This window comes from Streptosporangium sp. NBC_01469 (assembly GCF_036227305.1).
GTDB lineage: Bacteria > Actinomycetota > Actinomycetes > Streptosporangiales > Streptosporangiaceae > Streptosporangium.
In genome coordinates, this window is the sequence record NZ_CP109465.1 from 10,567,816 (window position 1) to 10,587,117 (window position 19,302).

Genomic DNA, 19,302 nt, shown 5'->3' on the forward strand with positions numbered 1-19,302 from the left:
TGGCCGGCGCGCCGCGCGGCTCATCCGCGAGCCGGCCGGCCTTCTGGGCGGGTTCGGCGGTACGGGGTGGTCGGGGCGAACCGCTCCGGTCACCGGTTTGTTGAGTAGGGGATACTCACGACACGGATCCCTGTCAGTCCTACCTTCGCAGGAAGAACGGATGATGGGGGGACACCATGCACTTCGTTCCACTGGCGCCGGACGCGCTGGACAAACTGGAAACCCGCTTCCACGAGTTGAGGGCCGCTCGGCTCCTGCCCGAGCACCTGACGTTCGAGGACTACTACGCGGTGTGGCGCTCCGAGCGGCGCGGGCCGCGCGCGGCGGGCCTGGACGACGGCACCGTCATCCCGCAGGCCCCCGACGCGAGTCTGATCAACCGGCCGCCCAGGAAGCTCAGGGGCGTCATCAGGACCCTGGTGCTGCTGGTCGACTTCGACGACCGGCCGCACGACCCGGCTCACGACGTGGGGCACTTCGAACAGTTGCTGTTCGGCACCCAGGCGGGCAGCATGCGCGACTTCTACCGGAAGGTCAGCGGCTTCGGCGACGGCTTTGACGCGCGGGGCATCGACGTGCAGGGCGAGGTGTTCGGCTGGTTCCGGCTGCCGCACACGCTGGCCTTCTACGCCAACGACAAGTCGGGGATGGACGAGCAGAACTTCCCGCGCAACGCCCAGGGCATGGCGCGCGACGCCGTGCTGGCCGCCCTGGAGGCGGGCGTCGACTTCGACCCCTCCTACGACGTGCTCGACGAGAACCGGGTCACCGCGCTGTTCGTCGTGCACGCCGGTCCGGGCGCCGAGACCCTCTCCGACGCCGCCGGGCTGCAGTTCATCTGGAGCCTGAAGTGGACCGTCGGCGAGCAGCCGATCACGGTGGGGCCGGGTCTCCAGGTGAGCACCTTCCTGACCGTGCCCGAGGACTGCAACGTCGGCGTCTGCGCCCACGAGTGGGGGCACCTGGCGGCGCGCTGGGCCGACTACTACGACACCGACCGGGCGCAGACCGGCGCCACGTCACACGGGCTGGGCAACTTCTGCCTGATGGCGGCGGGCTCGTGGGGCAACAACGGCGTCACGCCCGTTTTCCCGACCAGCATGCTGCGCATGTTCCACGACTGGGTCACCCCGCGCCTGGTCACCGGGACCACCCGCGGCATCACGCTCCGGCCGGCGGCCGAGGGCGGCGACTTCGTCCTCGTCCACAACGACCGGACGATGAAGGACACGCAGTACATCGTTGTCGAATACCGCCGTCGGCGGGGTCAGGACGAGTTCCTGCCCGACCAGGGCATCGCGGCCTACGTCGTGGACGAGGCCGTTCCCAATGTCGACGACGAGCGGCGCCTGGCGATCGAGCTGATGCAGGCCGACGGCCTCCGCCAGCTCGCCAGGATCGGCAGCCTCGGCAACAGGGGCGACGCGGGCGACCTCTACCCCTCGCAGGGCAACGCGAGGATCGGCAGGGACACCTCACCCGCGCTGAACCTGCCCGAAGGCGGATGGACGGGCGTGACCATCGAGATCTCCGGCACGCCGGGCGACGAGGAGATGACGATCGACGTCGTCTTCGGACCGTGAGGAAACCGGGCGTTCCAGGTGGTCACGATCCCCCGGACCGCCGGGCGACCCGGACCCCGGCACGCGAGCAAGCGGAGGTTCAGCGGGTGCCAAGACGGACGCGTCAGAGTGGCCCGCATGTCGTTCCTACCGAGAACCCACGAGATCCCGCCGGGTGTGAGACACGAGAGGTTCCACATCCGGCCCATCACGATTCACGATGCGGTGCGCGACTTCGACGCCGTGATGAGCAGCGCGGCCCGGCTGCGGGAGCGCTTCCCGCTGTGGGGCGGCTGGCCGCTCGGCGACATGACGCTGGAGGAGAACCTGATCGACCTGGCCTGGCACCAGAAGGAGGCCCTGCTGCGCAGGTCGTTCAACTACGCGGTCATGAGTCCCGACGGGTCCCGCCTGCTCGGGTGCGTCTACGTCGATCCTCCGGAGAGGCGAGGGGCCGACGCCGACGTGTCGTTCTGGGTGCGGGCCGACGAGGAGGGCACCGGCCTGGAGGAGGAGCTGGAGCCGGTGGTCCGCGCCTGGCTGGACGAGGCGTGGCCGTACGCCTCGGTGCGCTGGCCGGGCAGGGAGATCTCCTGGGAGGAGTGGGACCTCCTGCCGGACGTACTCCGGGCGGATGGGTGAGGCGCCCCCGGACGACCGGCGGCCGCCGGTCGGTGGACCGGCGGCCGCGCGAACGTGCGGACTCGCGAACGTGCGGACTCGCGAACGTGTGAACTCGCGAACGTGTGAACTCGCGGACTCGCGGGTGGGGATCAGGGGGTCTTGGTGATCTTCACCTTCTCCTTGCGGTAGTTGTTGCCGTTGCCGTCCGGCCGGTAGCCGTTCTCCACGTTCCCGGCGATGTCGACGGCGAACCAGCGCACCTCGGTGTCCTTGGTGACCGTGATCTGCTGCGCGCCCTCACGCATCCCGGCGGCGGCGAGCTTGGTGGAGCTCAGCGTCGGGCGGCTGCCGTCCAGCGTGTAGTACACGTTGGCGGGCTCGTCGGTCGCGAAGGTGAACGTGGAGGAGGTGGTGGTCCAGCCGGTCTTCTTCAGCTCCGACCTGGGACGGTCCCTGTCGTCGGCGAAGGACCGGGCGATCTCCAGGATGCCGATCTGACCGCTGGCGAACTCCATCGCCTCCTCGTGTCCCTCCGCGAACTCCGGCTGGAAGCCGACCGCCCGGAACTGCTTGGTCGCCGGGTCGTAGACGTCCGCGCCGACCTCGAAGTCCCAGCCGATGATGCCCCGGTTGAACCAGTGCTCGTCGGCGCTGTTACCGGCCGCGGAGTACAGCACGTCGGGCACCGGACCGGTGCGACCCGGCCAGATCCCGGTACCGCGCCACGACTGGACCGCGGAGAGGATGTGGTCGGAGGCGTCCCAGAAGAAGTTCTCCGTGCCGTAGTCGACCCGGGGCAGCAGCTCGCGCCCGGCGGCCTTGTACGCGCCCGGAGGCCACATGAAGTAGCCGCCGTAGGAGTGCGTGTTCATCGCGAACTTGATGTTCGGGTACTGGGTGGTGAGCCAGACCTCGTTGCGCGCCTCCGGCTCCGACAGCTCGGCCGGGCCCGCGAAGGTGTCGCTGGTGCAGGTGGTCGAGGCGCCGCTGTAGCCGTCGAAGATGGAACCGACCGAGAAGTTTCGGTTCAGGTCCACGCCCCAGGAGTTGCGCCGCGCCGGGTCCGCCGCGTTGACCGGGCAGTGGTTGGTCAGGTTGCGGCGCTGCATGTTGTAGTCGTACATGCTGTAGTGCCCGCCGTCGGGGTTGGCCGTGGGCAGGATGAAGATGTCGAGGTCGTCGACCAGCTTCTTGGTCCGGCCGTCGCGGGCGTAGTTGCGCAGGAGCCGCTCGGCGGTCTCCAGGCAGACCAGCGGGGTCACCCATTCGCGGGCGTGCTCCTGGCAGTAGAGGAACACACCGGTCTTCGACCCGTCGCGCTGCTTGCCGATGCGCAGCGCCTTCGTCTGGAACGGGTCGCGCGAGACGGTCGCCGGCGCCTTCAGGTTGTCGGTCAGCTTCGTCGCCGCCGCCGCGTCGACGAGACCGGCACCGGCGTTACCCCTGTAGGTGGCGGCGCTCAGGAGTGCCGACGCCGCGGTGTTGCCGTTGAGCGCCTCCACCACCTGGACGGCGGTGCTGCTGATCGCGGAGGACGCGTCCGTGCCGAGGTTGACCACGACGTCCTTGCCGCTCACGGAGACGCCCAGCGGGCTGGAGGCGGTGTCGGGCTTCACCAGGGCGAGGCTGAGGTCGTTGCCGCCCTCGTGTCCGTACGCCTTCGAGCTCACGTAGAACGTGCTCGCCGCGACCGTGCCGAACTGCGCCTGCGCCGCCCGGCGGTAGCCGTTCGTCTTGTGTGGCAGGTTGACGATCTGGCTGATCTTCGGGAACTCCGCGGCCAGGGCGGTGATCCTGTCGGTGAGCTCGGTGGGGTCCATGTAGCGGTCGACGAAGTCCGCGACGTAGTGGGGGTTCGGCGCCTTGCGCGGGGATCCCAGCCACTTGGTCACCGGGACCGTGACCGAGCCGCCGCGGTTGCTCGTGATCGTGACCTTGGTGGGGATCGCGGTGAGGGAGAGCGGCGAGCTGAACCGGTGGTACATGTACTGGCCGGCGTCGGTGAAGCGCGACATCGTCGTGGTGCCGCCCGAGTCCGGGGGCGTCTTCTTACCGCTGTCCCAGGTGGCGGTGAGCACGGTCTCCGCGTCGACGGCGCTCGACTTCACCTCCACCGACAGGAAGCGCTGGTCGTCGAGGCTGGTGAACCACTCGGCGCGGAGCGGGGTCAGCGTGTCGACCTCCGCCGCCGCCTCCGCGGCCTCCTTGAGCGCCTCCCGCCGTTCCGCCTTGTTCGCGGCGACGTCGCTCTGGTCGGAGATGGGTCCGCGTACGTCGAAACCGAGGTCACGCAGCCTCTGGGCCTCCGGAGGGCTCAGCACGGCGTGGACCTCGAGGCCGCCCTCGACGGACTTCTTGTACTCCGCGAGGTCGACGTCCAGGGAGTTGAGCCGGTCGACGGCCGCCTGGTCGGGGACGATGACGCGCAGCAGCGCCACACCGTTCTGCTCGGTGCTGGACTGCCGGTCGGGGACGACCTCGCTGACCGGCGGAGCCGGGTCGGCGAGAACGGGCATCGAGCTGAGGCTGAGGGCGAGAGGCAGGGCGAGTATGACCGCGGCGCGGCCGACTCTCCTGCCGGTGAGGGGGCTCCTCATGAAAGATTCCTCCAGTTGGCGCACGTCTCAGGTAGGGGGGCACCTGGAAATAAGTGCGCTATCGGCAAGAATCTTCGCTAGATGGCCGATATCCGTCAAGGAGTAAAATAGCGGCGTAACCTATCCGAATTACGCAAGCAAGACCGAGGGAAAACCACAGCCGTACGACGCGGGTCCGGCCGGCGCGCCCTCGCGGCGCCGCGGACCGGGAGCGGCAGCCCCCACCTCGGACGAAAGTCGCCGAGCGCCCTCGGGATCCGGCCCTGGAAGGTTGGCCCCCGCCGCTCGAAATTCGGACTAAAAGCTACAAACGGCACAATATACACCAAAAGGGCAATACGCCTTTGGACCCGCCGGGACACTCATCGATCGCTACTCTTCGCAAGGAAAAGTCAACGGTGAGTAAAGAGGGCGTTCATGGGGCGAAGACTGATGGTGATGGCGGTCGCGGGGGCGGGGGTGGCCGTCGTCGCCGGGGCGGCACTGTTCGTCCCCGGCGAGCAGGGGTCGCAGGCCGCGAGGTCCACCCTGCGGGTGCCCGCGCGAGAGGACCCGCTGACCGGCCAGGAGGTCGCCCAGGCCACCACGATCGCGTCGGCGGGGTCCAGATCGCACATGGCCGCCGGGCGGATCAAGCTGCTCTACGTGGAGCGCGACGACGACAAGGACTCCTCCCCCGACCACCGCCGCGCCGACGCGTACCTCTACGACTACGGCAGCGACAGGCTCATCGTTCGGACCGTCGACCTCGGCCGGGGCGAGGTCGTGCGGGAGACCGTGGCGCGGGGGGTGCAGCCACCGCCCTCGAAGGAGGAGGAGACGACGGCCGCCGCGCTCCTGCTGTCCCACCCTGGGTACGGCAAGACCGTGCGCGACGCGTACGCCAAGGCCGGGGGCGGGCGGCTGGGGTCGGCGGCGGAGCTGGGGTTGCGCGGGTTGATCTTCACCCCGTCCGGCGAGAGCGGGCCCGCCGGGGAGTGCGAGGTCCACCGGTGCCTGCGGCTGTTCGTCCGGCTGCCCGACGGCACCTGGCTGGACACCAGCCGGCTGGTCGTCGACCTGTCCGCCAAGAAGATCCACACCCTGGAGTGGTAGCCCGTGTTCCTCCGCCTCACCCTCTCCTGCGCCCTGCTCGCCGGAGGGCTCGCCGCACCGCCCTCCGCACCCGGCGCGCCCATACCGCCACTGCCGCCGCTCACATCGTCCAGCGCGCCGCCACCGTCCGGCGCCCCGGCGGAGGCGACGGCGCCGGGGACCGGCGCGCGGCCTCCGGCGGCTCCCTGCAACGCGCCGTACCGCGTCGACAAGACCCTGCCCAACGGGGCGCGCTGGCAGCTCTGCTGGGAGATGCGCAACGTCGAGGGCCTCACCCTGACCAGGATCGTCTACACGCCGAGGGGCCAGCGGCCGATCACCGTGCTGCGCAGCACCTCGCTCGCCCAGATCCACGTGCCGTACGACAAGGGCCAGCCCCGCTACCACGACATCGGGTCGCTGGGCTACACCGCCATCCCGCTGCGGGCCGCCGACTGCCCGCTCGGCGAGCGCCGCGAGCAGTTCGTCTGCGTGACGACCAGGGCGCGCGGCCACGCGCACCTGAAGTCGGTCCCCGACCAGCTGAACATGACGGCGCAGGGTCGTGACCTGGTGGTGTTCGCCGCCTTCCAGGTCGGCTGGTACACCTACCTGGCCGAATGGGCCTTCTCCGACGACGGCGCGATCACCCCGCGCGTGGGGGCCACCGGGTCGCTGGCCGGGTTCGCCACCACGCCCGAGCACGGCTGGCCCATCGGGGTGGGCGACAGCGGGTTCGAGGCGAGCCACACCCACAACATCTTCTGGCGCCTGGACTTCGACGTGGCGGGCCGGGCGGACGACGTCGTGGAGCAGTACGACTTCAGCGGCTCCGGCACCGCGAGCCGGAAGATCGAGCGGACGGCGTTCGCGGCGGAGGCGAGGGCCGTCAGCAGGCCGATGCGCTGGTGGCGGGTGGTCGACAGGAAGGTGCGCAACGCCGACGGGCACCGCGTCTCCTGGGAGATCAACAACTCCGACAGCGCCCAGTACCGGGGGCCCGCCGACGAGGCCTTCACCCGGGCCGATCTCTACGTCACCGACTACCGCTCCTGCGAGCGCCTGGCGACGGTCAACCCGGCTCCCCGGTGCGCCCGGTCCGTCGACCGCTACGCCAACGGGGAGCGGCTCGCCGACCCGGTCCTGTGGGTCAACGTCGGCTACCACCACGTCCCCCGCGACGAGGACGCCGACCCCATGCCGAGCCACTGGCAGGGGTTCCGCATCACCCCCCGCGACGTCACCGCCAGGAACCCGTACTGACCGGTCGTTCCCGGCGGGCCGGGCGACGCGGTCAGCGGCACCGGCCGGAACCCGCGCACGACGCCGCCCATGATCGGATACGGTCGGCGAACGGCGTTGTGATGGGGCCCTACATAACCGACAATCGTGACTTTTCTCTCGCTCAGATCCGCACGTTTTCCCAACACGCATGGTGATAGCGGACAGGGGCATGGGTTCGGTCACCCGAGTAGGGCAAGGTAGGGGCATCGATCTACGGGAGTAAGCCATGAACGCGCACTTGGACCTGGACCGGCTCGCGGGCGGAGCGCACCACGATCCGCACTCGATCCTCGGGTCGCACCTGGGTTCCGAGGGCGTGACGATCCGGACGCTGCGACCGCTGGCGCAGAAGGTCCAGGCGCTCGTGGACGGCAGGACCCACGACATGAGACACGTGGCCCACGGTGTGTTCGCGGTGACCCTGCCCGGATTGGACAAGATCCCCGACTACCGGCTCCGGATCACCTACGCCGGCGCCGAGCCGTACGAGACCGGCGACCCCTACCGGCACTGGCCCACGCTGGGCGAGGTGGACCTGCACCTCATCGGCGAGGGGCGCCACGAGCGGCTCTGGGAGGTCCTCGGCGCGCGGGTCATGCGGCACGAGGACGTGGACGGCACGGCCTTCGCCGTGTGGGCGCCCAACGCCCGCGGCGTCCGGGTCATCGGCGACTTCAACCACTGGGACGGCGGCGCGTACCCCATGCGCTCGCTCGGCAGGTCGGGCGTGTGGGAGCTCTTCGTCCCCGGTCTCGGCCCCGGCGACCGCTACAAGTTCAGCGTCCTCGGCGCCGACGGGGTCTGGCGGGCCAAGGCCGACCCGATGGCCCGGCGCACCGAGCTGCCGCCCGCGACCGCGTCGGTGATCGAGAAGTCGGAGTACGCCTGGCGGGACGACGAGTGGATGCGGCGCCGCGCGGCCGGGGACGCCCTGCGGGAGGCGATGAGCGTCTACGAGGTGCACCTCGGCTCGTGGCGGCCAGGCCTGTCGTACCGGGAACTCGCCGTCGAGCTGGTCGACTACGTGGTGGACCTGGGGTTCACGCACGTGGAGCTGATGCCGGTGGCCGAGCACCCGTTCGGCGGCTCCTGGGGTTACCAGGTGACGTCCTACTACGCCCCGACATCCCGCTTCGGCTCCCCCGACGACTTCCGCCACCTGGTCGACAGCCTGCACGAGGCGGGCATCGGGGTGCTGGTCGACTGGGTGCCCGCGCACTTCCCGATGGACGACTGGGCACTGGCCAGGTTCGACGGCACCCCGCTGTACGAGCACGCCGACCCCGCGCGGGGCGAGCACCCCGAGTGGGGCACCTACATCTTCGACTTCGGCCGCAGGGAGGTGCGCAACTTCCTGGTCGCCAACGCGGTGTACTGGCTGCGCGAGTTCCACGTCGACGGGCTGCGCGTCGACGCGGTCGCCTCGATGCTCTACCTCGACTACTCGCGGCGCGAGGGCGAGTGGACGCCCAACGAGTACGGCGGCCGGGAGAACCTCGACGCGGTCGCGTTCCTCAAGGAGATGAACGCGGTCGCCTACCGGGAGGCGCCGGGCATCGTCACCGTCGCCGAGGAGTCGACCGCGTGGCCGGGCGTCTCCCGTCCGGTGCATCTGGGCGGGCTCGGCTTCGGGTTCAAGTGGAACATGGGCTGGATGCACGACACGCTCGCGTACCTCAAGCACGAGCCGGTCTTCCGCCAGTACCACCACCACCAGATGACGTTCTCGCTGATGTACGCGTACTCGGAGAACTTCGTGCTGCCGCTCTCGCACGACGAGGTGGTGCACGGCAAGGGGTCGCTGCTCGGCAAGATGCCCGGCGACGAGTGGCAGCGGTTCGCGAACCTGCGGGCGCTGTTCGCCTTCATGTGGGCCCATCCCGGCAAGCAGCTGCTGTTCATGGGCGGCGAGTTCGGCCAGGGCTCGGAGTGGTCGGAGGAGCGCGGGCTCGACTGGTGGGTGCTCGACTTCGACGGGCACAAGGGGGTGCAGCGGCTGGTCCGCGACCTCAACCGGGTCTACAAGGAGTCTCCGGCCCTGTGGAGCGTGGACGCCTCCCCCGACGGCTTCCGCTGGATCGACGCCGACGACGCGCTGGGCAACGTGTTCTCCTTCCTGCGCCACGCCGAGGACGGCTCGGTGGTGGCGTGCGTGGCCAACTTCTCCGGCGCGCCGCACGAGGACTACCGCCTCGGCCTGCCCTTCCCCGGCGCGTGGGAGGAGGTGCTCAACACCGACGCCTACGACTACGCGGGCAGCGGTGTGGGCAACCTCGGCACCATCGAGGCCTCCGAGGAGCCTCGGCACGGTCTCCCGTACTCCGCCACCATGCGCGTCCCGCCCCTGGGCACCCTCTGGCTGCGCCACCCGGGCGCGCTCGAACCCGCCGCGGACGAGCGCACGGCGAGGATCGTCCAGGCCACGGAGCAGGAGGTCGTACGGGAAGCGCCCGCGGCCGGCGGGCCGGAGGAGCGCAGGGAGGCCGAACCGGCCTGATCACAGTTCAACAAGATCCGCGAGTTCTCCTCCGACGGCGAGAGATCATTCCTGCCGCCCGGCGTTCCGGGCGGCCAGGCCCTGCCGCCACTGCTCCATGGCCTGCCGGAGGGACTCGCTCACGAGGAGAAGGAGTTCGGCGGAGGACTCGAAGCGGGCGCCCGCCGGGGTCGCGCCCCCGAGGATCTCGCTTCCGCGCCGCGATGCGGCCACCAGGGCCTCGTTCATCTCCACCGCCGCGAGGATGGAGCGGAGCCAGATCCCGTCGTCGATGACATAGCGCTCGCGGCGCCCGCCGGGGGCTCGTTCCCGCCGGAGCAGTCCCTGCTGTTCGAGGAAGGTGACGGCGTGCGAGACCGACGCGGGGCTGACGCGAAGCCGCTGGACCAGCTCGGCGGCGGTGAGGGTGCCGGAGTCGGTGACGTACAGGCAGGCCATCACCCTGGCCACCATCCGGGGCATTCCCTGCTGGACGAGGAGATCGGTGAAGGACTCCGTGAAGTCCTGGACCGCCTGGGGATCGCGCCCATGGCCGCCGTCGGGGATCGGTGACGCGGGAGGCTGTGCCTGCCTTTGCCGGCGCGCACGGTGCCGGGTGGCCTCGTGCGCCCGGTCCGCCCCGTAGTCGTCGGGCCCGCCGTTCCGGGCGACCTCGCGCATGACGGTCGAAGCGGGCCGCCCCAGGCGCCGGCCGATCTCCGCGTACCCGAGCCCCTCGGCCAGCCACGCGGCGATGTGCTGTCGATCCTGGCCGGTCAGTCTGCCTCCGGGCATCGGCGCCTGGCTCCCATCCGTCGACGTGCGCGAGGCTCGGCGCCCCGGCACACTCCGCTGCACAGTATGCATTCACCCGCATCCCATTGCAATCCTTGCCCCGATCGCCCATTGCGTTCAGCGTCACACTCATTGCAATGCAAGGCTCAATTTTCCGATTCAACAGGACAGATGCATCATCTTTGCATGTTGAAGGATTCATGAATGCAATGTACTGTCGCAGGCGTTCAGAGATTCCCGAACGTTTGTGGGTGCCGGTGGCGCCGCAGGCGGAGGGAGTCCTGTGACCGAGCTCCGGCTCGCCGAGATCATGGGCGTCACGCCGGGACGGGTCTCGCGGATCGAACACCGTACGCAAGGAGATTCATGATGGGAACTGGCAACGGCGGCTTCTCCGAAGCGGGGCTGCGCAGACTGCGCGAGGTGCTGGCGCGGCATGTCGGGTCGGAGAGGATTCCCGGGCTGGTCGCCCTGGTCGGCCGGGGTGACGAGACGCATGTCGAGGCGATCGGGACGATGCGTCATGACGGTGGCGCGCCGATGCGGCGGGACACGATCTTCCGGATGGCGTCGACGTCCAAGCCGGTGGCGGTCGCGGCGGCGATGGTCCTGCTGGACGAGTGCAGGCTGCGGCTGGACGACCTGGTGGAGCCGTGGCTGCCGGAACTCGCCGACCGACGGGTGCTGAAGCGGATCGACGGCCCGCTGGAGGACACCGTGCCGGCGCGGCGGCCGATCACCGTACGGGACCTGCTGACCTCCACGTTCGGGCTCGGCATGGATATGACGGCGCTGGGCACTCCGATCATGGGCGCGATCTTCGAGCGGGGGCTCACGCCCGACCTGCCGGAGCCGATGCCCGAGCCGGACGAGTGGATGCGCCGCCTCGGCACGCTCCCGCTGATGTACCAGCCCGGCGAGCGCTGGCAGTACCACATCAGCAACGATCTCCTCGGCGTGCTCGTCGCCAGGGTCACCGGCCAGTCGTTCGAGACGTTCCTGTGCGAACGCGTCTTCGCCCCTTTGGGCATGAAGGACACCGGTTTCCACGTGCCCGCCGGCGAGATCGACCGGCTGCCGACCCTCTACGCCCCCGACCCGCAAAGCGGAGAGTTCGTCGTGTGGGACGAGGCCGTGGGCGGGCGGTGGAGCCGGCCTCCGGCGTTCCAGGGCGGCGGCGGCGGGCTGGTCTCCACCGTCGACGACTACCACGCCTACTTCCGGATGCTGCTGAACGGCGGAACGCACGGGAGCGAGCGGATCCTGTCCCAGCCCGCCGTCGAGCTGATGACCACCAACCGCCTCACGCCCGAGCAGCAGGCCGCCCGACACGCCATGGCCGTCAACAACGTCCACGTGTCGTTCGGTCAGGGGCAGCACGGCGGCTGGGGTTTCGGGATGGCGGTGCGCACCTACCGCGGCGACTACGCGCCCGTCGGCCAGTTCGGCTGGGACGGCGGAAGCGGCACCTCGACCTACGCCGACCCGGACAACCGGCTCGTCGGCATCCTGCTCACCCAGGTCGGGATGTCCACCCCGGATTCGGCGCGGCTCGTCCACGACTTCTGGACCACGCTCTACCAGGCACTCGACGACTGACCTCGAGCCCGCCGAGCCCGGCCCGGCCGGTCCACAGGCGCGGACGCCGACCGACCTGCCTCGGAACCTCTCGTCCAGGCGCGGGGCCCACAACATGATCACGACAGGTTCGGGGTCACCAGGGGATGACGCCGTCGTCCTCGAAGAACGAACCGGTCGGGCCGTAGGCGGCGCCGGTCACCCCGGAACCTCTCGTCCGGTGACAGCCGCGCCACCACCTCGGCAAAGGCCTCGCCCGCACGCCGAGCGGCCCCGGGCGTCAGCTGGATGATCGGCTGAGTGGCGGCTCGCCGTAGCCGTAAAACCTCCGGGCCGTCCCGCGTTCCATGCTTCCGGCACTCGCGCCGCCACTCGCCCAGCCGAAAACCTTAAATCGGCCTTATATCCACGAACAAGGCATTGACCGTCGGCGTACAAGAACCTACGCTCTGGAAACTAATAGGAAACTTTCCTATGAATACGGGGACTTGGCACTCTCTGACCTGGAGCGACCCTTGCGACGAATTACCATCGGCTCCTTCATTGCGGCAGCGGCGCTGCTGGTTCCCCTGGGGATCGGCACAGCGACGGCCGCCACACCCGCCACCGCGACCTACTCGACGACTTCGAACTGGGGTTCCGGCTTCGAGGGCAAGGTCGTCGTGAAAGCCGGGACGAGCGCGCTGACCAGTTGGAAGGTCGAGTTCGATCTCCCCGCCGGCACCTCGATCAGCTCGTCCTGGGACGCCGACCTGACGAAGAGCGGCAACCACTACACCTTCGTCAACAAGGCGTGGAACGGCGCGCTCGCGGCGGGTGCCTCGACGAGCTTCGGTTTCAACGGCGCGCCCGGTGGCATTACCGGCGTGCTGAACTGCAAGCTCAACGGCGCCGCCTGCAACGGCAGCGGCACCCCGGACCCGACCCCCACCCCGACGCCCACGGTCACTCCCACGGTCACCCCCACGCCGACCCCGACCCCGACCCCGACGGTCACCCCCACCGTCCAGCCCCCCGGTGGCAAGAAGATCGTCGGATACTTCACCCAGTGGGGCGTCTACGCCCGCAACTTCCACGTGAAGAACCTGGTCACGAACGGCTCCGCGTCGAAGCTGACGCACATCCTGTACGCCTTCGGCAACACCACCGGCGGCCGGTGCACCATCGGTGACTCCTACGCCGACTACGAGAAGGCCTACACCGCGGACCAGAGCGTCGACGGCGTGGCCGACACCTGGGACCAGCCGCTGCGCGGCAACTTCAACCAGCTCCGCGAGCTGAAGAGGGCCTACCCGAACATCAAGGTCATCTGGTCCTTCGGCGGCTGGACCTGGTCCGGCGGCTTCACCCAGGCCGCGCAGAACCCGGCCGCGTTCGCCGACTCCTGCTACAACCTGGTCGAGGACCCGCGCTGGGCCGACGTGTTCGACGGCATCGACATCGACTGGGAGTACCCCAACGCCTGTGGCCTGACCTGTGACAGCAGCGGCCCGAACGCCTTCAAGAACGTCATCTCCGCGCTGCGCACCAAGTTCGGCCCCAACGCCCTCGTCACCGCGGCGACCACGGCCGACGGCTCCAACGGCGGCAAGATCGACGTCGCCGACTACGCCGGCGCCATCAACAACCTGAACTGGCTCATGCCGATGACGTACGACTACTTCGGCGCGTTCAACGCTCAGGGCCCGACGGCTCCGCACTCGCCCCTCACCTCCTACCCGGGCATCCCGACGGCGGGCTTCAACTCCGACGCGGCGATCCAGAAGTTCAAGTCCAAGGGCATCCCGGCCAGCAAGCTGCTGCTGGGCATCGGCTTCTACGGCCGCGGCTGGACCGGCGTGACCCAGGCTGCTCCCGGCGGTTCCGCCACCGGCGCGGCCCAGGGCACCTACGAGGCCGGAAACGAGGACTACAAGGTCCTCAAGACCAAGTGCCCGCCCACCGGCACCGTCGGCGGCACCGCCTACGCCTTCTGCAACGGCAACTGGTGGAGCTACGACACCCCGGCCACCATCACCGGGAAGATGACCTACGCCAAGAACCAGGGTCTGGGCGGGGCGTTCTTCTGGGAGACCAGCGGCGACACCACCAACGGTGAGCTGATCACCGCGATCTCCAACGGCCTCAAGTAATATTTCGACCACTCGACCCTCCGTGTGCGCTACGCCGCGGGGGGTCGAGCTTTTCTCCGAAGATCCTCCAAATATGGGGCAAAGTATTCACGTGGCGCATATGGCTGCTTAGACTCCGAAACGCCTGTTTGAGCCCCCCGGAGGACGTGTGCGACTTCGAGCTGTCGTGGCCATGGCGTTGGTTCTCACCATCGCGCCCGCGGTACCCGCCCTCGCCGAGAACCCACCGGCGCCTCCAGCGATCTCCGCGAGCGAGAGCCCACCGGCGACCCCGGGCGACGGAACCGGGGGAACGGGCGATCAGGAGACGCCCGCCACACCGGCTCCACCCCCCGCCGACGCGACACCCCCCGCCCCGCTGCCGAAGCTGGAGGCGGGACTCGCCGACGACGACGGGGCCCGGGTCATCGTCGAGCTGGCGGCCCCCGCCGAGGCGGCGCCGGTGGCCGGGGAGGCACGGCAGCTGCCCGACGCCGAGGTCGTCCTCGAACCCGCGGACACCTCGTTCATCGTGGTCGAGGGCACCGGTGAGTCGCTCGCCAAGCTGGCCGAGGACCCCCGCGTCCTCTCCATTCGCCGCGACCGCACCTACTCCCCCACCACGCTGAACTCGGGTTCCTCCGGCTCGCTGGCCACGAGCCTCCAGGTGATCGGCGCGGACAAGGTACACGCCGCCGGGACCAAGGGCCAAGGCCAGACGATCGCGATCATCGACACCGGGATCGACGCCGCCCACCCCGACTTCGGGGGCAAGGTCGTGGAGCAGGCCTGCTTCTCCGCGACGGACGAGGGCGCGCAGTCCCTGTGCCCCAACGGGCAGACGAGCGACCCGGGATCCGCCGACGCGAAGACCCCCGCCTGCGTCCACGAGGGGGTCAACCTGTGTGACCACGGCACCCACGTGGCGGGGATCGCCCACGCCGTGGCGCCCGACGCGGACATCGTGGCGATCCAGGTCTTCAGCAGGATCAACGACTGCGCCGACGAGGGCGGGGCCTGCCTGACCGCGTTCGAGTCCACGATCCTGCTCGCCCTGGAACACGTCGCGAAGCTCAAGGAGGGCGGCAGGAACATCGCCGCGGTGAACCTCAGCCTCGGCGGCGGCCTCTACGAGGGAACGTGTGACGCCGAACCCGAACTGGCGGCGATGAAGAGCCGGATCGACGACCTCCGCGCCAAGGGTGTGGCCGTCGTGGCCGCCGCGGGGAACGAGGGCGTAATCGGCGCCGGGGCGCCCGGCTGCTTCTCAGGCCCGGTGACGGTCGGCGCGACGGGCGACGACGACAGCGTCCCCTACTGGTCCAACCACGGCTCCGTGCTCGACCTCTTCGCCCCCGGCCTTGAGATCGACTCCGCGGTGCCCGGCGGCGGCCACCAGGTCTACAGCGGGACCTCGATGTCCACCCCGTTCGTCACCGGCGCCCTGGCGCTGGTGGCCCAGAAGGCCCCGAGCACCCCGGACGCGATGGCCGAGCAGCTCAAGAAGGCGGGCCGCCCGATCACCTACGGCGAGGTGACCACCCCGCGTCTCGACCTGAACGCCGCGATCGCCGGGGGCACCCCCGGTCCTCCCGTCACCCAGACTCCCCCCGTCGGCGAGGAGCCCCCCTCCGGCTCCGACGACCCGACCGAGGAACCGACCGAGGACCCCTCGGAGGAGCCCTCCGAGGAGCCCAGCCCCGAGCCCAGCTCGGGCCCCTCCCCATCGGCCACGCCGAGCGACCCGGTGCCGACGCCGGTCCCGCTGCCGACGGTGACGATCACCGTGACCGTGACCGTCCCCCCGACGGCGGCGCCCGCGGTGTGCACGCGTGGCAAGTCCACGAAGACGCTGAGCGCAGCGCAGTGGGCGGTGGAGGTCACCCGGGGCAAGGGGAAGATCACGGACGCGACGCTCGGCTGCTACCTCGGCCTGGTGACCAAGGCCAGCAAGGTCTTCGCCGAGGTCACGCCCGCCGCCACCCTGGGCGGCGCGTACCGGGTGCTCAAGCCCGCCAAGAAGACGGCGAAGGCCAAGCTGGAGAGCGAACTGCTGGCCGCCTGGCTGAACTGGGCGAACGGCGGCGTGAACTTCACCGCGAAGATCACGGAGAAGACCACGCTGAAGACGGTCCTCACCTCGGTGGAGAAGGCACGCCTGAAGGGCGACTCCCCCGCCGTGTCCACCTCGATGCTCAAGAAGCAGGTGAACGCCCGCCGGACCGCGTAGGCGCCGCGTAGCCCCCGGGGGTCGCGCGGCCCCCGGGAGCCGGGAGGCAGGGTCCCGCACGGTCATGCCGCCGGCCACGGTACGGCCGGGGGTCACGCGGGCCCCTGGGAGGCCGGAAGGCAGTGGTCGCTCACGGTCGTGCCGCCAGCCGTGGTACGGCCGAGGGTTGCGCGAACCCCTGGGAGGCCGGAAGGCAGGGTCCCGCACGGTCATGCCGCCGGCCGCGGTACGGCCGGAGGTCACGCGGGCCCCGAGGGGGAAAGCAGGTGAACCCCGCCGAACCGCATAAGCCCGGTATGTGTCGCTTAGGGTGAAGGGCATGGACGCGACCAAGGTGATCATCGACAGTGTCGACCGGTTCAAGCAGCGGCGTACCGCTCCCCTGGTTCTTGAGCTCGACCTCACCGAGGGCCTGACCGACGGCAGTCCTCCGGCGGATCCGCTGAGCGCCCTCATGGCGATGCGCAAGACGAGCCTGACCGACGTGCTGGCCGGGCTCAAGCGCGCCAGGAAGGACGACCGGGTCAAGGCGTTGATCGTCAAGATCGGCACCCAGCCGCTGGGGCTCGCGGTCGTCCAGGAGCTCCGCCAGGCCGTCATCCACTTCCGGGCGTCGGGCAGGCTGACCGTCGCGTTCGCCGAGACCTTCGGCGAGTTCGGCGCGGGCACCGTCCCCTACTACCTGGGCAGCGCCTTCGAGCGGGTCTACCTCCAGCCGTCCGGCGACGTCGGGCTGACCGGCGTCGCGATGGAGCAGCGCTTCCTGCGGGGCGCGCTGGGCAAGCTCGGCGTCGAGTACCAGATCGGCCAGCGGCACGAGTACAAGACGGCCGCCAACACCTTCACCCAGGACCACATGACCGAGGCCCACCGCGAGTCGATGGGCCGCATCACCGAGTCGGTCACCGAACAGGTCGTGGCTGGAATCGCCGAGGGGCGCGGGCTCGAACCCGCCAGGGTGCGCGAGCTCATCGATCAGGGCCCGTTCATCGGCGCCGAGGCCGTCGAGGCCGGGCTCGTCGACCGGCTGGCCTACCGCGACGAGGTCTACGACGAGGTCAAGGAGTCCGTCGGCGACAGCGCGATGCTGCTGTACGTCGGCCGCTACGCCAAGGCGCTGTCCGCGCGGAAGCTTCCGCACCCCGGCGAGCAGACCGTCGCGCTGGTCCGCGGCAACGGCGCGATCCGGCTCGGCCGCAGCGGCCGCAGCCCGCTGGGCGGCGGTGGCGCCATGGGCTCCGACACCATCTGCGCCGCCCTGCGCGCGGCCCGCCGCGACGACAACGTCAAGGCCGTCGTCTTCCGGGTCGACAGCCCCGGTGGCTCGTACGTGGCCTCCGACGCCATCTGGCGCGAGGTCGTGCTCACCCGCAGGGCGGGCAAGCCCATCGTGATCTCGATGGGCGACCTGGCCGCCTCCGGTGGCTACATGGTCTCGATGGCCGCCGACGCGATCGTGGCCCAGCCTGGCACGCTCACCGGCTCCATCGGCGTGTTCGGCGGCAAGGCGGTCATCGGCGGGCTGCTGGAGAAGATCGGCGTCTCCTCCGAGACCGTCGGCGAGGGCGCCAACGCCGGGATGTTCTCCCCCACCAACGCCTTCTCCGAGGCGCAGTGGGCGCGGGTCAACGCCTGGCTCGACCGGGTCTACGACGACTTCGTGAACAAGGTCGCCGAGGGTCGCGGCCTGTCCCGCGAGCGCGCCCACGAGCTGGCCAAGGGCCGGGTCTGGACCGGGGCGGACGCCCTGGAGGGCGGCCTCGTCGACGAGCTCGGCGGTCTGGAGGACGCCCTCGCCCTGGCCCGCAAGAAGGCCGGGCTGCCCGTCGACGCCCCCGTGCGCGCCTACCCCAAACTCAACCCCCTGGAGCGGCTGCGCCCCGCGGAGTCCAGCGAGGACAGGACCGCCGCCACGGCCCAGGTCCGCCTGGAGGCGTGGGGCCCGATCGCCCACCTCGCGGGCGAGCTGGGCCTGCCGTCGTACGGGCCGCTGATGCTCCCGGGCTCGTGGACGATCCGCTGACCCTGCCTTCCCGCGCTCTTCGGTAAGGCCGCCGCGTCCGGACGGAGGGGTGGGCGGCGTCCCGTCGGACGGATCAGCGGTAGCGGCTCCGGTAGCGGGCCAGCGGCAGAACGGACGTGTCGACGTAGTCGACCCCCAGGACCTTGGCGATGAAGAGCGTGTGGTCCCCTGCCGGGACGACCTTGACCGTCTCGGCCTCCAGCGCGGTCACACCGCCGTCCACAACGAGGGCCTCGCTCAGCGCGCCCCGGTGGTGCGGCGTACCCGCGAGCAGCAACCTGGCACCGGGACGGCCCGCGCTGGCGAAGCGGCTGGCGATCGCCTTCTGCCCCGCCGACAGCACGCTGGCGGCCCAGCGGTCCTGACGGAGCAGCAACTCGTTGAGATATCCGACGTTGTCCAGGCTCACCATCACCAGCGGCGGGTCCAGCGACAGCGAGGTGAAGGTCGCGACCGTCACCCCCACGTCGTCGCGCCCGTCCTTCACCGTGACGACCGTCACACCGGTCGTCACCTGGGCCATGGACTCGACGAACTCGTTCATGTGGCCATCATCCCGGAACCGGGCGGGCGTTCAGCCCAGCGCAGTGTGCTCCGAATCACATCGGCCCACAACCTCGCCGTTGCCACTTTTCACCTGCCACAGGCCACCTTCCGCGCCTTCACCGCCATCGGCACCGACTTCGGGCCGTCCCAAAACCGCGCGGCCGGTCTCCTTCATTCCACCGCGTCCGTTGCAAACACTGCCGCGTCTCACCGAGCGTGAGCTGCGATTTCGAAAAAGCTCGGGGGGCGAGACGCACGAGACGAACGGTGGGCTACCACCCTCTTTCCTTGTGTGATCATTCCGGTCCACCCTCTCGAAAACCCAGCGTCACAAGGGGAACGCGAGCCCGACATATCGCATTTTTAAACCCAAAACCCACGTCCCATTTATTACCTATTACA

General features: G+C 70.0%; 12 protein-coding genes. 9 read left to right on the plus strand and 3 right to left on the minus strand.

The features are described from left to right. Positions 1-176: 176 nt before the first annotated feature. Positions 177-1,583 (plus strand): M6 family metalloprotease domain-containing protein, encoded by a 1,407-nt coding sequence (locus OG587_RS46105; protein ID WP_329085388.1) that lies wholly within the window; start codon positions 177-179, stop codon positions 1,581-1,583. Between the two features lie 117 nt (positions 1,584-1,700). Beyond that, positions 1,701-2,204, plus strand: coding sequence for a GNAT family N-acetyltransferase (locus OG587_RS46110; protein WP_329085389.1), 504 nt, complete (start codon positions 1,701-1,703; stop codon positions 2,202-2,204). Positions 2,205-2,335: 131 nt separating this feature from the next. On the opposite strand, the gene OG587_RS46115 is transcribed toward OG587_RS46110, so the two are convergent. After that, positions 2,336-4,783, minus strand: coding sequence for a M14 family zinc carboxypeptidase (locus OG587_RS46115; RefSeq protein WP_329085391.1), 2,448 nt, complete (start codon positions 4,781-4,783; stop codon positions 2,336-2,338). A gap of 417 nt (positions 4,784-5,200) precedes the next feature. Between OG587_RS46115 and OG587_RS46120 the strand changes: the two genes are divergently transcribed. From OG587_RS46120 to glgB, 3 genes are all read left to right on the plus strand, one after another. Continuing rightward, positions 5,201-5,878 carry a hypothetical protein gene (locus OG587_RS46120; RefSeq protein ID WP_329085393.1) on the plus strand — a complete coding sequence of 226 codons (678 nt, stop codon included), beginning with the start codon at positions 5,201-5,203 and terminating at the stop codon, positions 5,876-5,878. Between the two features lie 3 nt (positions 5,879-5,881). Continuing rightward, positions 5,882-7,120 (plus strand): copper amine oxidase, encoded by a 1,239-nt coding sequence (locus tag OG587_RS46125; protein ID WP_329085394.1) that lies wholly within the window; start codon positions 5,882-5,884, stop codon positions 7,118-7,120. Between the two features lie 247 nt (positions 7,121-7,367). Further along, a complete protein-coding gene (glgB, locus tag OG587_RS46130) occupies positions 7,368-9,638 on the plus strand; it encodes a 1,4-alpha-glucan branching protein GlgB (RefSeq protein ID WP_329085395.1) in 2,271 nt (756 codons plus the stop codon). 45 nt (positions 9,639-9,683) lie between these two features. On the opposite strand, the gene OG587_RS46135 is transcribed toward glgB, so the two are convergent. Further along, positions 9,684-10,412: a GbsR/MarR family transcriptional regulator gene (locus OG587_RS46135; RefSeq protein ID WP_329085397.1), complete on the minus strand. Its 729-nt coding sequence runs from the start codon at positions 10,410-10,412 to the stop codon at positions 9,684-9,686. A gap of 369 nt (positions 10,413-10,781) precedes the next feature. Between OG587_RS46135 and OG587_RS46140 the strand changes: the two genes are divergently transcribed. The 4 genes from OG587_RS46140 to sppA all read left to right on the plus strand — a co-directional run bounded on the left by OG587_RS46140 (position 10,782) and on the right by sppA (position 18,354). Then, positions 10,782-12,011, plus strand: a complete 1,230-nt coding sequence (locus OG587_RS46140) for a serine hydrolase domain-containing protein (protein ID WP_329094222.1) — start codon at positions 10,782-10,784, stop codon at positions 12,009-12,011. Positions 12,012-12,505: 494 nt separating this feature from the next. Further along, positions 12,506-14,122: a glycosyl hydrolase family 18 protein gene (locus OG587_RS46145; protein ID WP_329085398.1), complete on the plus strand. Its 1,617-nt coding sequence runs from the start codon at positions 12,506-12,508 to the stop codon at positions 14,120-14,122. A gap of 148 nt (positions 14,123-14,270) precedes the next feature. Then, a complete protein-coding gene (locus OG587_RS46150; RefSeq protein WP_329085399.1) occupies positions 14,271-16,331 on the plus strand; it encodes a S8 family peptidase in 2,061 nt (686 codons plus the stop codon). A 319-nt stretch (positions 16,332-16,650) separates the two neighbouring features. Then, positions 16,651-18,354, plus strand: a complete 1,704-nt coding sequence (gene sppA, locus OG587_RS46155; protein ID WP_329085401.1) for a signal peptide peptidase SppA — start codon at positions 16,651-16,653, stop codon at positions 18,352-18,354. A gap of 73 nt (positions 18,355-18,427) precedes the next feature. Here the strand turns inward: sppA and OG587_RS46160 are convergent, their stop codons facing one another. Next, positions 18,428-18,898, minus strand: coding sequence for a flavin reductase family protein (locus OG587_RS46160; protein WP_329085404.1), 471 nt, complete (start codon positions 18,896-18,898; stop codon positions 18,428-18,430). Positions 18,899-19,302: the final 404 nt, after the last annotated feature.

Bases quoted from the DNA above. Each gene is read 5' to 3' on its own strand.
- OG587_RS46105 (WP_329085388.1), top strand. From the start codon at position 177: ATGCACTTCGTTCCACTGGCGCCGGACGCGCTGGACAAACTGGAAACC.
- OG587_RS46110 (WP_329085389.1), top strand. From the start codon at position 1,701: ATGTCGTTCCTACCGAGAACCCACGAGATCCCGCCGGGTGTGAGACAC.
- OG587_RS46115 (WP_329085391.1), bottom strand. From the start codon at position 4,783: ATGAGGAGCCCCCTCACCGGCAGGAGAGTCGGCCGCGCCGCGGTCATA.
- OG587_RS46120 (WP_329085393.1), top strand. From the start codon at position 5,201: ATGGGGCGAAGACTGATGGTGATGGCGGTCGCGGGGGCGGGGGTGGCC.
- glgB (WP_329085395.1), top strand. From the start codon at position 7,368: ATGAACGCGCACTTGGACCTGGACCGGCTCGCGGGCGGAGCGCACCAC.
- OG587_RS46135 (WP_329085397.1), bottom strand. From the start codon at position 10,412: ATGCCCGGAGGCAGACTGACCGGCCAGGATCGACAGCACATCGCCGCG.
- OG587_RS46140 (WP_329094222.1), top strand. From the start codon at position 10,782: ATGGGAACTGGCAACGGCGGCTTCTCCGAAGCGGGGCTGCGCAGACTG.
- sppA (WP_329085401.1), top strand. From the start codon at position 16,651: ATGGACGCGACCAAGGTGATCATCGACAGTGTCGACCGGTTCAAGCAG.
- OG587_RS46160 (WP_329085404.1), bottom strand. From the start codon at position 18,898: ATGAACGAGTTCGTCGAGTCCATGGCCCAGGTGACGACCGGTGTGACG.